The 13,539-nt window shown below is 71.0% G+C and carries 12 protein-coding genes; 2 read left to right on the top strand and 10 right to left on the bottom strand.

Translation table 11 applies throughout. The annotated features are described in order from the left end of the window. Nucleotides 1-126 precede the first annotated feature (126 nt). A complete protein-coding gene (locus tag ACWCXB_RS23830) occupies nucleotides 127-2,964 on the top strand; it encodes a DEAD/DEAH box helicase (RefSeq protein ID WP_450725494.1) in 2,838 nt (945 codons plus the stop codon). Between the two features lie 97 nt (nucleotides 2,965-3,061). Here the strand turns inward: ACWCXB_RS23830 and atzF are convergent, their stop codons facing one another. After that, nucleotides 3,062-4,699, bottom strand: a complete 1,638-nt coding sequence (gene atzF, locus ACWCXB_RS23825; RefSeq protein ID WP_450725493.1) for an allophanate hydrolase — start codon at nucleotides 4,697-4,699, stop codon at nucleotides 3,062-3,064. Nucleotides 4,700-4,941: 242 nt separating this feature from the next. On the opposite strand from atzF, the gene ACWCXB_RS23820 reads away from it, so the two are divergent. Beyond that, nucleotides 4,942-5,565: a TetR/AcrR family transcriptional regulator gene (locus tag ACWCXB_RS23820; RefSeq protein ID WP_450725492.1), complete on the top strand. Its 624-nt coding sequence runs from the start codon at nucleotides 4,942-4,944 to the stop codon at nucleotides 5,563-5,565. 669 nt (nucleotides 5,566-6,234) lie between these two features. Here the strand turns inward: ACWCXB_RS23820 and ACWCXB_RS23815 are convergent. The 9 genes from ACWCXB_RS23815 to ACWCXB_RS23775 form a co-directional block, all read right to left on the bottom strand. Beyond that, complete coding sequence (locus tag ACWCXB_RS23815) at nucleotides 6,235-7,173, bottom strand: ADP-ribosylglycohydrolase family protein (protein WP_450725491.1); 939 nt, start codon at nucleotides 7,171-7,173, stop codon at nucleotides 6,235-6,237. A 489-nt stretch (nucleotides 7,174-7,662) separates the two neighbouring features. Further along, nucleotides 7,663-8,004, bottom strand: a complete 342-nt coding sequence (locus ACWCXB_RS23810) for a DUF397 domain-containing protein (RefSeq protein WP_450725490.1) — start codon at nucleotides 8,002-8,004, stop codon at nucleotides 7,663-7,665. Between the two features lie 214 nt (nucleotides 8,005-8,218). Next, nucleotides 8,219-8,434: a hypothetical protein gene (locus tag ACWCXB_RS23805; RefSeq protein ID WP_450725489.1), complete on the bottom strand. Its 216-nt coding sequence runs from the start codon at nucleotides 8,432-8,434 to the stop codon at nucleotides 8,219-8,221. 411 nt (nucleotides 8,435-8,845) lie between these two features. After that, a complete protein-coding gene (locus ACWCXB_RS23800; protein ID WP_450725488.1) occupies nucleotides 8,846-8,968 on the bottom strand; it encodes a hypothetical protein in 123 nt (40 codons plus the stop codon). Between the two features lie 102 nt (nucleotides 8,969-9,070). Further along, nucleotides 9,071-10,198, bottom strand: coding sequence for a GNAT family N-acetyltransferase (locus tag ACWCXB_RS23795; protein WP_450725487.1), 1,128 nt, complete (start codon nucleotides 10,196-10,198; stop codon nucleotides 9,071-9,073). Between the two features lie 476 nt (nucleotides 10,199-10,674). Beyond that, nucleotides 10,675-11,484, bottom strand: a complete 810-nt coding sequence (locus ACWCXB_RS23790; protein WP_450725486.1) for an anti-sigma factor — start codon at nucleotides 11,482-11,484, stop codon at nucleotides 10,675-10,677. After that, nucleotides 11,481-12,065 carry a sigma-70 family RNA polymerase sigma factor gene (locus ACWCXB_RS23785; protein WP_450725485.1) on the bottom strand — a complete coding sequence of 195 codons (585 nt, stop codon included), beginning with the start codon at nucleotides 12,063-12,065 and terminating at the stop codon, nucleotides 11,481-11,483. The genes ACWCXB_RS23790 and ACWCXB_RS23785 overlap by 4 nt, the downstream gene beginning before the upstream one ends. 40 nt (nucleotides 12,066-12,105) lie before the next feature. Further along, entirely contained in the window at nucleotides 12,106-12,576 is a 471-nt protein-coding gene (locus ACWCXB_RS23780) for an ABA4-like family protein (protein ID WP_450725484.1), read from the bottom strand. Next, the gene (locus ACWCXB_RS23775; RefSeq protein ID WP_450725483.1) at nucleotides 12,573-13,529 is read right to left on the bottom strand and encodes a hypothetical protein; all 957 of its coding nucleotides are present in this window, start codon (nucleotides 13,527-13,529) and stop codon (nucleotides 12,573-12,575) included. The genes ACWCXB_RS23780 and ACWCXB_RS23775 overlap by 4 nt, the downstream gene beginning before the upstream one ends. Nucleotides 13,530-13,539 lie beyond the last annotated feature (10 nt).

Here is a 13,539-nt window from a genome sequence, read left to right as displayed (position 1 = left end):
AACGTGGCCGGGTGCGCGCAGAGCGTGCACCCGGCCACGTTGCATGTGTGCGCTCACCACGGTTGATTCATCGTCGATTAAAGATCGCGCCCACTGTCAGAGGGGGCAGGTAGTCTCGACAACAAGATGACAGAGGACCTCTCACCAGCTGAGCGATACGCAGCTGCTCGGACCCGCGCTGCCGAGCAGGCCACGGCACTCGCTCCTTTCCGCGAGCTGTACGAGTTCGACCTGGACCCGTTCCAGATCGAGGCCTGCCAGGCCCTGGAGGCCGGCAAGGGTGTGCTCGTCGCGGCGCCCACCGGGTCGGGCAAGACCATCGTGGGCGAATTCGCCGTCCACCTCGCACTGGCTCAAGGGCGCAAGTGTTTCTACACGACGCCCATCAAGGCGCTGTCCAACCAGAAGTACTCGGACCTGGTCCGGCGGTACGGCCCGGAGAAGGTCGGTCTGCTCACCGGCGACAACAGCGTCAACTCCGAGGCGCCGGTGATCGTCATGACCACCGAGGTCCTGCGCAACATGCTGTACGCGGGCTCGCAGTCGCTCCGCGGTCTCGGCTATGTCGTGATGGACGAGGTGCACTATCTCTCGGACCGCTTCCGCGGCGCCGTCTGGGAAGAAGTGATCATTCACCTCCCCGACTCCGTGACCCTGGTGTCCCTTTCGGCCACCGTGTCCAACGCCGAAGAGTTCGGTGACTGGCTGGACACGGTCCGTGGCGACACCGAAGTGATCGTCTCCGAGTCCCGCCCCGTGCCGCTGTGGCAGCACGTGCTCGCAGGGCGGCGGATGTTCGACCTCTTCGAGGAGGAGACCGACCATGGCGGCCGCGGCGCAGCCCGGCGCGAGGTCAACCCCGATCTCGTCCGCACGGCCCGCATGGAGAACTCGCGGACGTACAACCCGCGGGACCGCCGTCGCGGCAAGATGGTCCGCGAGGCCGACCGAGAGCGCGAGCGCCGTCAGCGCAGCAGGATCTGGACCCCCTCCCGGCCGGAGGTCATAGAGCGGCTCGACGCCGAGGGCCTGCTGCCCGCGATCACGTTCATCTTCAGCCGCGCCGCCTGCGAGGCCGCCGTCCAGCAGTGCCTGTACGCGGGACTGAGGCTCAACGACGAGGAGGCGCGCCAGAAGGTACGCGAGATCGTCGAGGAGCGCACGGCCTCCATCCCCGGCGAGGACCTCCATGTGCTGGGCTACTACGAGTGGTTGGAGGGACTCGAGCGGGGCATAGCCGCGCACCACGCCGGAATGCTCCCCACCTTCAAGGAAGTTGTCGAAGAGCTCTTCGTCCGCGGCCTCGTCAAGGCCGTCTTCGCCACCGAGACCCTCGCCCTCGGCATCAACATGCCCGCCAGGTCGGTGGTCCTGGAGAAGCTCGTCAAGTGGAACGGCGAGCAACATGCCGACATCACCCCCGGCGAGTACACCCAGTTGACCGGCCGGGCGGGCCGTCGGGGCATCGACGTCGAGGGCCACGCGGTGGTGCTCTGGCAGCGCGCCATGGATCCGGGCGCGCTCGCGGGCCTGGCCGGTACGCGCACGTATCCGCTGCGCTCCAGCTTCAAGCCGTCGTACAACATGGCCGTGAACCTGGTCCAGCAGTTCGGCCGGCACCGCTCGCGCGAGCTGCTGGAGACGTCCTTCGCGCAGTTCCAGGCGGACAAGTCGGTCGTCGGCATATCGCGCCAGGTGCAGCGGAACGAGGAGGGCCTCGAAGGCTACCGGGAGGGCATGACCTGCCACCTCGGCGACTTCGAGGAGTATGCGGTGCTGCGGCGCGAGCTCAAGGACCGCGAGACCGAGCTGGCCAAGCAGGGTGCGGCACAGCGCAGGGCGGCCGCCGCGGGCTCGCTGGAGAAGCTCAAGCCGGGCGATGTGATCCATGTCCCGACGGGTAAGTACGCGGGTCTCGCGCTGGTGCTGGATCCGGGGCTGCCGGCCGGACGTGCGGGCGGCCAGCGGGGCGGTTTCGAGTACCACGACGGGCCGCGGCCGCTCGTGCTGACTGCCGAGCGGCAGGTCAAGCGGCTCGCCTCGATGGACTTCCCGGTGCCCGTGGAGCCGCTCGAGCGGATGCGGATCCCCCGCTCCTTCAACCCGCGCTCGCCGCAGTCGCGGCGGGACCTGGCGTCCGCGCTGCGGACGAAGGCCGGGCACATCGCGCCCGAGCGCCACCGCAGGCCGAGGTCCGAGGCCGCGGACGACCGCGAGATCGCCCGCCTGCGCAAGGACATTCGCGCCCACCCCTGCCACGGGTGCGACGAGCGCGAGGACCACGCCCGGTGGGCCGAGCGCTACCACCGCCTGCAGCGGGACACCCGCCAGCTGGAGCGCCGGATCGAGGGGCGTACGAACACGATCGCCCGGACCTTCGACCGTATCGTCCGCCTGCTGACGGAGATGGACTACCTCCGTGGCAACGAGGTCACGGAGCACGGCAAGCGGCTGGCCCGGCTGTACGGCGAGCTGGACCTGCTGGCGAGCGAGTGCCTGCGCGAGCGGGTCTGGGAAGGGCTGAACCCGGCCGAACTGGCCGCATGCGTCTCGGCGTTGGTGTACGAGGCCCGTCAGGCCGACGATGCGGTGGCGCCGAAGCTGCCGTCGGGGAAGGCCAAGGCCGCGCTGGGCGAGATGGTGCGGATCTGGGGTCGGCTGGACGCGCTCGAGGAAGAGTTCAAGATCAACCAGGCCGAGGGTGTCGGCCAGCGCGAGCCCGATCTCGGCTTCGCCTGGGCGGCGTACCAGTGGGCGTCGGGCAAGGGCCTCGACGAGGTGCTGCGCGAGGCGGAGATGCCCGCGGGCGACTTCGTGCGCTGGTGCAAGCAGGTCATCGACGTCCTCGGTCAGATCGCGGCGGCCCCGGGCGACGGCGGCGAGGGCTCGACGGTGACGCGCACCGCCCGCAAGGCGGTCGACGCCCTGCTGCGCGGCGTCGTGGCGTACAGCTCGGTCGGATAGCGGTAGCCGAAGGGCCCTGCACCACGTCGGTGCAGGGCCCTTCGTGCTGCTGGTCAGCCATTCACGTACGTCAGTCGTTCACGCACGTTCACGCACGTCAGTCGTTCAGGTACGCCCGCCAGCCGCCGTGGTGCGTGATGTCCTCGGCGCCGTCGAGGGCTTCGGGCTCGCAGAGGAATCCGGCCATGGCGCTGTCGTCGGCCAGAGTGATGCGGCCGATCGCCATGGGACGGGGGAGCGCGGCGACGAGGCGGCCGAGGCCCTCCGCAGGCAGCTCCCAGACCTCGGCCTCGATCGGGGCGCCGCCCTCGGAGACATACGCGAGGCCGGGTTTGGGCGGGTCGGTGCGCAGGGCGTACAGGCGGTAGTGGGGCGCGGTCGTGGTCGTACGGAGCAACCGAGCGCCGAGTGCGAGCAGTTCGGGGTTGAGGGGCTGCCCCGTCAGATGTGCGCCCACCACGGCCAGGCGCACGGGTGGGGTGAGCGGAGCGGCGATCGTGGCGAGGGTGTCGTCCGTGCCGGCGGGGCCGATCAGCATCGCGCCGAAGGGACGCCCGTCCACCTCGCCCGCAGGGACAGCGACCGCCGCCAGACCGAAGAGATTGGTCGAGTTGGTGTACCGCCCGAGACGGGCGTTGCTGCCCAAGGGATCGGCGGCCACCTCGGCGAAGGTCGGATGACCGGGTGTGGTCGGCAGCAGCAGCGCGTCGGCGTCGCCGAGACCGGCCAGGGCGGATGCGCGCAGCGTGGCGAGACGGGTCCGGTCGGCGAAGAGCCGGTGGGCGGGGATGTCGCGGGCGCGGCGGATGATCCCGGCGACGGTCGGATCGAGATCCTGGGTCCCCTTGTCGACAAAGGAACCCACCGCGGTGTACCGCTCGGCCACGAACGCGCCTTCGTACAGCATCGTCGCCGCCTCCGTGAACGGTGCGAGATCGACCGGCCGCAGCTCCGCCCCCGCCGCCTCGAGCCGGGCCGCCGCCGCCTCGTACGCCTCGGCCCAGCCGTCGTCCAGCTCGCCGAGCCCCGTGGCCGGTGGCACGGCGACCCGCCATGGCCCGGGGAGCCGGGTAGGGGCGGCCACCGGGGGCCCGCCGCGCGCCAGCACGCCCAGCGCGAGCCGCGCCTCCGTGAGCGTACGGGCGAGGACGCTGACGCAGTCCAGGCTCGCGCAGGCCGGAACCACGCCGTCCGTCGGAACGAGGCCGGGGGTGGGCTTCAGGCCCACGATGCCGTTGAACGCGGCGGGCACGCGGCCGGAGCCCGCGGTGTCCGTGCCGAGGGCGATGTCGGCGATACCGAGAGCGACCGCGACCGCCGAGCCGGAACTGGAGCCGCCGGCGACACGGTCGGGGTCATGGGCGCTGCGGACGGCGCCGTACGGGGAGCGGGTGCCGACCAGTCCGGTCGCGAACTGGTCCATGTTGGTGGTTCCGAGGATGACGGCGCCCGCGGCCTTCAGCCGGGCGACCGCGGGGGCGTCGTGGTCGGGCTCGTAGGCGTACGAGGGGCAGCCCGCGGTGGTGGGCAGCCCCGCGACGTCGATGTTGCCCTTGACCGCGACGACGGTTCCCGCGAGCGGCAGGCGTTCGCCGGCTGCGCGCCGGGCGTCGACGTCCCGGGCATCCGCCTCGGCGTCGGCCTGCGGGCGCAGGGTGATCCAGAGGTCCGGGCGGGCGGCCTGCGCGATGCGGGCGTAGGCGGCGCGGACGCGGGGGAGTGCGGGGTGGGGCATGCGCGGGACTCCTCGGGTGCGTTGACGTGCGTGCCCGTCTGCGGGCCGGTGGGTGGTTTGTGCCCACCCTCCCCCAGAGCTTCGCCTGGGGGACCCTCATCTCCCCTCGCTCGCCCTGCGGAACAACTGCCCACAAACCATGTTCTGCGTCAGCCCTACGGCCCCATTGCACGTCCATTGCCGGGTGTAACCGAACGCTCACCAAGATCCGGTCGTCACCGGTGTGTGGGACGATCGGCAGCATGGGTACGACGGGACGGAAGGTCGGGCGACCTCGCGCCGAGCAGCGACCGGACAGCGGGCTGTCCGCGCGCGAGGAGCTGCTCGGGGCTGCGGCGGAGTTGTTCACGACGCTGGGCTACGCGGCGACGACCACCCGGGCCGTGGCGGAGCGCGCAGGGATGCGGCAGGCCACGATGTACCACTACTTCGGCGGCAAGGAGGACCTCCTCGCCGAGCTCCTCGAATCGACGGTCACACCGTCGCTGGCCCTCGCGCGCAGGCTGCTTGCGGACGACGAGCGCGGCGCGGAGGAGAGACTGTGGGAGCTCTGCCGCTCCGACGTCGAGCTGCTGTGCGGGGGGCAGCACAATCTGGGCATGCTGTACCTGCTCCCCGAGATTCAGGCGGAACGTTTCGCCGGGTTTCACCGGGTGCGGGCGGACCTGAAGGACGCGTACGGGCAGCTGCTTGCCGGCACGGAGCCTGGGCGCGCGCTCGACAAGCCTGAGCTCGCACTCCGCACGGACCTGGTCTTCGGCCTCATCGAGGGCGTCATCCTGGTCCACCGCTCGGACCCGGACCGTCCGGTGACGTCCTTCGCGGCGGCGACGGCGGATGCGGCGCTGAGGATCGTGGGGGTTTAGCGGGGGCGGCGCTCCCCCTGGCCCGGCGCCTTGGGCGTTGCCCGTGCCCGGTACCGGGTGCGCACCCGGTGTGTCCGTCCTCAAGCTCCCCCTATGCCCTGCGGCGTGGGGGGGACCCCCAGACGGGCTGGGTGCGGCTGCTGTCGGTGGGTGGTGGGTCGGGGCCCCTCCGGGCTCGCCTCCTCGAAATCGGTTGGGTACGGCGTCATCCGGTACGGGCAGCCGATTTCTGCGGGGGTGACCCTGCACGGCCCCGCCCCGGGTCGCCCGCCGACTGCAGGTCGGTGGGTGGTTTGTGCCCACCCTCCGCCAGAGCTTCGTTTGGGGGGACCCCATCTCGCTTCGCTCGCCTTGCGGAACGCCTGCCCACGAGCTGGTCCGCGAGCCAGCGGCGAGCCCCCACCGGTCACCACGAAGGGGGACGCGCAGGGGTCGTGTTCTGGACGTAAAGCGCCCGCAGCTCGCGCGAAGCGCGGTGACCACGCGGCGGAGCCGCATATCGGATGCAGCGCAATCCAGGACGCGAGCCCCGGAGCGGACCCCAACGGGACAGCCACGGCACGGGGCACCCCCGACCACCCAGCGCGTCCGGCGTTTTTAGGACGGACACCCCGGCCCACCCGGCGGTGCCGGTACGGGCACACCGGCCACCGTCACGGCGTCGGCGCGCTATTGGGCCAACGTCGTAGCCAGGGCCGCCAGGTCCTGGGTGCGAAGGACACGGGCACCGTACCCGGGGAGCGGCACGTGCAGCGGCTCCGTCCAGCGCAGCGGAATCGCGGACGCGCCGTACACCGCGCCCGCCAGCGCGCCCGTGACCGCCGCGACCGTGTCCGTGTCGCCGCCCAGATCGATCGCGGCGCCCAGCGCATCCTCGAACGACGTCGTCGTCCGCACTGCCCACAGCGCCGACCCCAGGCACGGCCACACCGCGCCGTTGAACTCGGTCGCGTCGTCCGGGTGCCACCCGGGCGCCAGTGCCGCGGCCCAGCGCCCCCGGTGGTCCTCGTGCACCTCGGACAGCGCGTCCGGCACCGCACCGACCGGGTCACCCGCGTCGAGCGCGACCCGGATCAGCTCGTGAAGCACCGCCGTGCCCTCCCACGCGGCCCGGTCGCCATGGGTGAGGGCCGCGATCCGGCGGGCGGCGGCCATCGTGCCGGTGCGTCCGTCACGGGCGAAGTACACCGCGGACGTCGCCGCCCGCATCAGTGAACCGTTGCCCGCCGCACGGCCGTTGACCTGGAAGTGCAGGGCCGCAGCGAGATCCCAAGGGTCGCCGCTGCCGAGCACCTGCTCCGTCTGGAGGCCGATGTCCTTCGGCTCGCCCGCCGCCCAGCGCCGGAAGCGGTCGAACATGTCCTCTGGGTCGAGTCCGCCCCGTTCCAGCAGGGATTCGCCGACGAGGACGGCCATCTGGGTGTCGTCGGTGGCCTCGCCCGGGTCCCAGCCGCCGCCTCCGCACATCTCCCCGGCGCCGTCGGGGAAGTGGGCCGCGTACACCCCCGCGAGCCCGAACTCGAACGGTGCGCCGAGCGCGTCGCCGACAGCGGAGCCGACCACCGCCCCGATGACCCGGTCCGTTCGGTCCGCCGTGTGCGTACGCATCCGGTCAGCGTAGGCGCCCCCGCAGCGCCCGGTACGCCGCCCCCGCCACCAGCGTGCCGCCCACGAACAGCAGTGTGGTATCTGCCCCACAGCCACTGACCGGTGCAGCTCCGTGCTCGTATCGGTTTCATACGGCAACGTTGGCACGGAAATGTCCAAACACTCCCCCTGCTCCCCCCTCTGTACCAAGTTGTACAAAGGCCCCCGAGCGCGAAGACGTGTACGCGCTCGGGGGCCTGGTGCTGCCCCGGCCGGCCAGGACGACGGGTTGGTGGCCGACCGAGGCGGTTTCGGGCGGTTGCGTTCAGCGGGGATGCCGTACGAGCTGTCCCTTGCGGGTGGCTCCTCCGCAGTCCTCGCACGAGACGATGACTGCACCCTCGTACACGAGCGCGACGGTGCTACGGCCTCGGCATTCCCGGCACGGGGTACCTCCGAAGCGCTGCTGCACGTGCGAGAACGCCTTCGTGACTTGGCCGGCGTCCATGGTCAGACAGCCACGGCGGCGGCAGCGCGCTCCATCTCCGCGTCGGTGGCCATGAGGTCGTCGAACTCGCCGGCCTTCACACCCTCGAAGAACTTCCGGATCTCGGCACGGGTGAAGTACAGGACCGGACTGGCTTGGTCCTTGTCGTCGGACAGGGCGACCATGCGGGTCCCGTCCACGATGTTGGGGTGGGGATGGTCCTTCGCGTCAGGCGCTGCGGCGACGATGACGCAGTCCTTCAGAATGGGGTCGAGGTCGGTCCTGCTGGCCTTGCGCCAGTCAAGGCCCGTGGCGTTCAGGTTCTCGTACGCCATGGTGCTGCGTCCGTTGCTGATGGTTCCCACAGGTCTGCCTCTCTGGTAATTGCTCTGGTTGGGACCCGGCCCCGCACTCGGCCTGTCCAGGGTTGGGGGTGCGGGGACGGGGTCTTGCAAACCCGCCTCGCTCGGTTCATACGGTTCTGGCCGGGGCGGGCGTTCATGGGGTGCGACCCTTAACCCGGTGCGGTCGCCACGGGTGGGCCCGCGCGCTGCCTGTCGGTCGGCAGCGGACAGGAGTTCAGGGGCAGGCCCACACCTCGCAGTCGAGGCTGTGCGCGCCGTCCCGGCCGCGCGCCCACCCCATGTAGACCGCTCCCGTCGTCAAGGGCCGGCCGCAGGTGACACACGCCCGGCCCGCCGCCTGCTCCCACGAGAGCTGCCGCGCGCCCGGCACAGGCTGATACCGGCAGATCCGCGTGGACGCCTTCTCCGGCGCGGGCGCGGGCGCGGTCACCGGGGCTCCGGGCCACGGTTCGGCCGGCGCGCGGGGGCGTAATAGTCCTCGTGGTCGCCGGTGGGCTCCGGCCTGCGGGTGCAGCGGGCCCCGTGCTGGGCTTCCTGATCCAGCAGTAGCAGGGGATGACCACGCGGTCCGGCGTGATATACGGCGCTCGCGGGCTCATGACGGCCGCCGCTCGACGAGGCCGCGCTGCTCACGGCACGGCGCGCACGCGGTCAGCGGATACGGCACACCCGAGGCGCGCTCGATGGTCACGACAGTCTGAGCAGTCCCAGAAGGGCTGTGCAAATGGCACCAGCCCGGAGTTCCCGTCTCCATGACCAGGACCGTAAGAACGGCGGCCGTCCGGCAGCGCGGCGATTGCGCGTGATTGCGAGGGCTGCGCGGGGCGTTGGCCCGGGTTGCTCACGCAGGGGGCAGCTGTGCGCGGGCTCGGGCAATCAGCCGGTGCGCCTTCGGCCCGTACGCGGCGGTCTCGTTGAGCCGGTCCCACACCCTGCCGTACAGCGCCACGGGAACGGACAGCACTTCGACAGTGGTCCAGGAGGTGTCTTGCCGTCGGAACTGGCTCGGAATATTCACGGGTTCTGACAGCACCGGGCCTTCCTGGCGGGCCGAGCGCGGCGGTGGTCAACGCCAGTCGTCGATCACATACGCGTCGGGGTGGCTGTACCCGGGTTCGTTGGGCCTGTGCATGGTCACGCCCTGCAACCAGGTGCGGAAACCGCGGTCGATCATGCGCCGGTAGGCATCCGGGCGACCCAGGTTCATGCCAGCGTCCAGTTGCCCCAGCCCGCGCTCGGCGGCCAGCCGCTCGCATGCGTCGAGCAGTCGCTCGAACCGGTCGGCGGCCTCCGGCCCAGGACGTACGGCGCCGAATTTGACGAAGCACACGTCCACGCCAGCCTCCGACCCGGCTCCGCAGTGGCAGACGGCCAGGCCGTCGAGCTCGGAGCCGGCGCCATGGAGCAGGATGGTGTCACCGAGTCCCTGCGCGTGCGCGGCCACGATCTCGCGTTCCAGGCTCAGGCCCTCGTACACGGCTCCGGTCAGTGCGCGACAGAGGCTCAGTGCGTCGGGCCGCTCGGCGGCGGGCAGTTCGCCATAGAGCACCCGGCCGGGGACTGCGGCACCGTCTGTGACCTGCTTCTTCATGATGGCTGTGAGGAATCGAGGCCAGAAACCGTACCGGCGGTAGAGCTCAAGATGCTTGGGACTGTGCGAGAAGGTGAACAAGCCGAGGTGGCGATTCCCCCAGGCGTCGAAGCAGTCGATGACCGGCTCCATCAGACGCCTGCCGATGCCCTGGTCCCACAGATCCGGACGTACGGTCAGGGGTCCGAAAAACCCGACGCTGCCCCAGTTGGCGGCGAAGTTCGATCCAACTACTTCGCCCTCGACCGTCGCCGCGAACGCCGCCTGTGGATCGGCCGCCCAGCGGGTGCGGACGTAGTCGACGGTCCCGAACGGATCAGGTGCCCCCAGGAAGGTCCCGAAGGCGACCCTGCAGATCTCATCGGCCCGATCCAGGTCCGCCTCATCCAGCGGGCGGACTGATACCGGGGCCGCGCCACTCTTGCGCTCCGCTGCTGGTGGGACCATCACTCTCTCCTTCCTACCCCCGTTCCATCGCACCACGGAGGTGCGCCGCAGGCGAGGTGAACGGTCCGGCGACACCCCCGAGGATCGAGGACCAAGCCGGTCTACCTTGCCTTTCCGCGGGAACCGCAGCAGGTAGCCGGCGCCAGCGACCACCATGGCCGCCTGGATCGTCCTCTCCGACTCCACACGATGTAGTCATCACACACGTGATGACCTATAAGCGACCCGGGTCGGCTACTACGGGTGCCGAGGCTCAGGAAAGCCACCCCTGCCCTGGATGGGGAGTCAGCCGACGGGTGCTGTCCGTTCTCGTGAACATCGACCTCGCCCCCGGGCGGGCGCCTCCCAGAGTGCTGAACAACCGCTGTCGTGATGCGGCGAGAGTTCGAAGCCGCAGCTCAGGGCCCCAGACTCTCTTGCGAGGGGCCGTGCGCGGCCCTGTCCGGTGGATCACGTGACTGCATTCCGGGCGATCCCCTCACGGCGCGCCCGGGGACTCAAATCCACAGTGGGTGCGTCGCCCTGCCTATCAACCTGCAAGGACGGGCCGTTTCGGCCATGTCACGGCCGTGTCGGGGCGGGGCCGATCTCCTCACGGCCCCGCCCCTCACCGTGCCTACAGCGAGGTGGTCTTACACCGCCGGGAAGTCGAGCACCGCGAGCGGCTCGGACGTCGGTGCGGGCGAGCCGCCCGCCGGCTCCACCGTGACGCCCATCGCCGTCGCACGGCCCACCGGCCCGTCCATGAGCAGGGCTTCCGGTGATCCCGACGAGTCCAGCAGCCCGGCGGGGCGCATGGTCCCGCCGTCCGCGAACCAGAGCTGGTACACCTTTCCGGCACCTGCCCGCGGCAGCCCGGACGCCAGGAACACGGCACCGTCCCGCTCGCGTGACACGGCTACGGTGCCGGTCGCTCCGCCGCCGCCGAGCGCCCTGGTGCTGGTCCGTACGTCGGGTGCCGTCAGCACCTGGGCCAGCGCCTCGGCCTGACGCTGGGCCTGGTGTGCCTCGGCCCGGGCCTCCTCGGCGGCGCGCTGCTGCCAGACCGCGACACCTCCGGACGCGGCCACGGCCGCCACGCACGCGGCGAGCACGAAGCGGGAGAGCCTGCGCCTGCCGCCCGGCCGGACGCTGCGGATCCGCGGCGGGGCGCCCCCGGGTTCTGTGATCGAGGGGCCCACCAGCGGCGCTTCCTGACGTACCATCGCGATCCGCGCCAGCACCTGCCCCTTCATCGCGGGCGGCGGGTTCTCGGTGGCGGCGAGTCCCAGCCGTACCGCCGTCGCGCTGAGCTCCCGCACCTCCTGTGCGCACGCCGCGCAGGCGTCCAGGTGCCGCTCGAACCGCGCGCGTTCGCGGTCGCCGAGCGCATGCAGGGCGTACGCGCCGGTCAGCGTGTGCAGTTCGGCGTCGCGCCCGGCGCTCCGTCCCACCGTGCTCATGCGCTTACCCCCAGACAGTCGCGCAGCCGGATCAGCCCGTCGCGCATACGGGTCTTCACGGTGCCCAGCGGCACGGAAAGCAGCTCGGCCACCTCGCGGTAGGCGAGCCCCCGGTAGTAGGCGAGGGTCACCGACTGGCGCTGCAGCTCGGTCAGGGTACGCAGACAGCGGCGGACCTGTTCCCGCTCCAGCCGGGCCTCGACCTGCTCGACGACCTCGTCGAAGGCCGGGGTCCCGCCGAGCCTGGCCGCTTTCTGCTCCCGCTCGGCCGCGGCCTGGGCGGAGCGCACCCGGTCCACCGCGCGGCGGTGGGCGAGGGTGAGCGTCCATGTCATCGCAGAGCCCCGGGACGGCTGGAAGCGCGCAGCCGTGCGCCACAGTTCGACCAGCACCTCCTGCGTCACCTCCTCCGACTGTGCCGGATCGCGCAGCACGCTGCGAACGACACCGAGTACGGGCCCGCAGACCGCGTCGTACACCCGGGAGAAGGCCTCCTGGTCGCCGCGCGCGACCCGCACGAGCAACTCGTCGAGCCCCGGACCTGCCGGTGGTGCCCCTGCGATGTGTACGGCTTCCCTCACGCGCGCTCCCCTCGCCCGGTCTTCCTTCTCTTGTACCGAGCTATACGGAGCCGGAGCCCGCCTTGACTGCACCTGCGCCGAACTTTTTGCCCGGCAGCTTGCCCGCAAGCGCGCGCAGGGGCAGGAACACCAGCAATCCGATCGGCGACAGCAGAATCGTGAGCACCAACAGCGGGCCCATCAGCAGCGGATGAAGACCGAGCCGGCGCCCCTCGAGGTACATCCATTGCCCGATCAGGAGATCCCAGGCGATGACCTGTGCCCAGACCGCCCCGGCGCCGTCGGCGAGCGCCGTCAGTTCCCGGAATCCCTCCAGGTCGGGGGAGCGTACGGCGTCCCAGAGTTCGGGGAAGACCGGGATCGCGAGCCCGAGGTAGACGAGCAGGATCGGCATGGCCGTCAGGGGCGATGCGGCGATCCGCGAGGTGCGGGACCAGTTGGGCGCGAAGATCATCAACAGCCAGAAGGGCGCGGCCAGACAGAAGGTCAGGTCGAAGAGAAAGGCGGTCATGCCAGGTGCTCCAATTCGCTGTGGTCGCCGTCGACTTCCTTGTGCGGTACGGGAGTTGTGCGCAGCGACAGGGCCGTGGCCGCGACGGTGCCCATTGCGATCAGCGCCGTGGCGCCGAGCGTCGCCCCGTCGGGGTGGATCAGGGGCCGGCCGCGCATCGCCTGCCAGGTGACCAGGACGAACACTGCGGCGTATGCACCGGAGGCCACGAGCACCAGCCGGAGCCGCACCCGCTCGTCGCGCAGTGCGGGGAAGCGCGGCGCGAGTGCGAGGAGTGCGAGCAGGAGGAGCGGCAGCAGTTGAAGGGCGTGCATGCCGACGAAGTGCGGGATGCGCAGATCGCCACCGGTCGTCGACCAGCCGGTCAGTGGCATGGACGGCCCGCCGTCCGCGACGCCGACACTGTGCGCTCCGACCACCTGGGAGGTGGCCCGGTTCTGCCCGGGTGCGGGCTGTGTCATCAGGAATCCGAGCGCGGCTCCGGCCAGGGCGATCAGCGTGCCGAGCCGCAGTGCCCAGGCGGACGCGCGGTCGGCGAGCCGGGAGCGGAAGAGCAGTACGGCGACGAGGAGCATGGCGATCCACAGGACGACGATGGTGCCGCCCATGATCTGGAAGAGCAGCGAGTCGAAGGGCGTCTCGTTGTTGAAGTGGCTGCGCTTCCCGCGGATCACCTGTCCCACGATGATCGTCATCTCGATCACGCTCGCCGCGGTGATGACCGTACCTGCCCACCAGCCGACGCGCCGGGCGCGGGGAAGCAGCGACAGCATCCAGGCCAGCGACAGGGAGTAGGCGACGAAGGACACCGAGAACTTGAACGGCTTGAACCAGATCGGCGAGCCGACGAGGACCCGGTCGTCCACGACGAGGCCGATCGCCGAGACGACCGCTAAGGCGGCCATGGCTCCCGAGAAGACGACCAGTGGCCGATGCCAGGCGGACAGAGACATGGGGCACCCC

It is taken from the genome of Streptomyces sp. NPDC001514 (genome assembly GCF_053597075.1).
The sequence above is the reverse complement of the archived record's forward strand: the minus strand, read 5'-3'. Positions and strand labels throughout refer to the sequence as shown.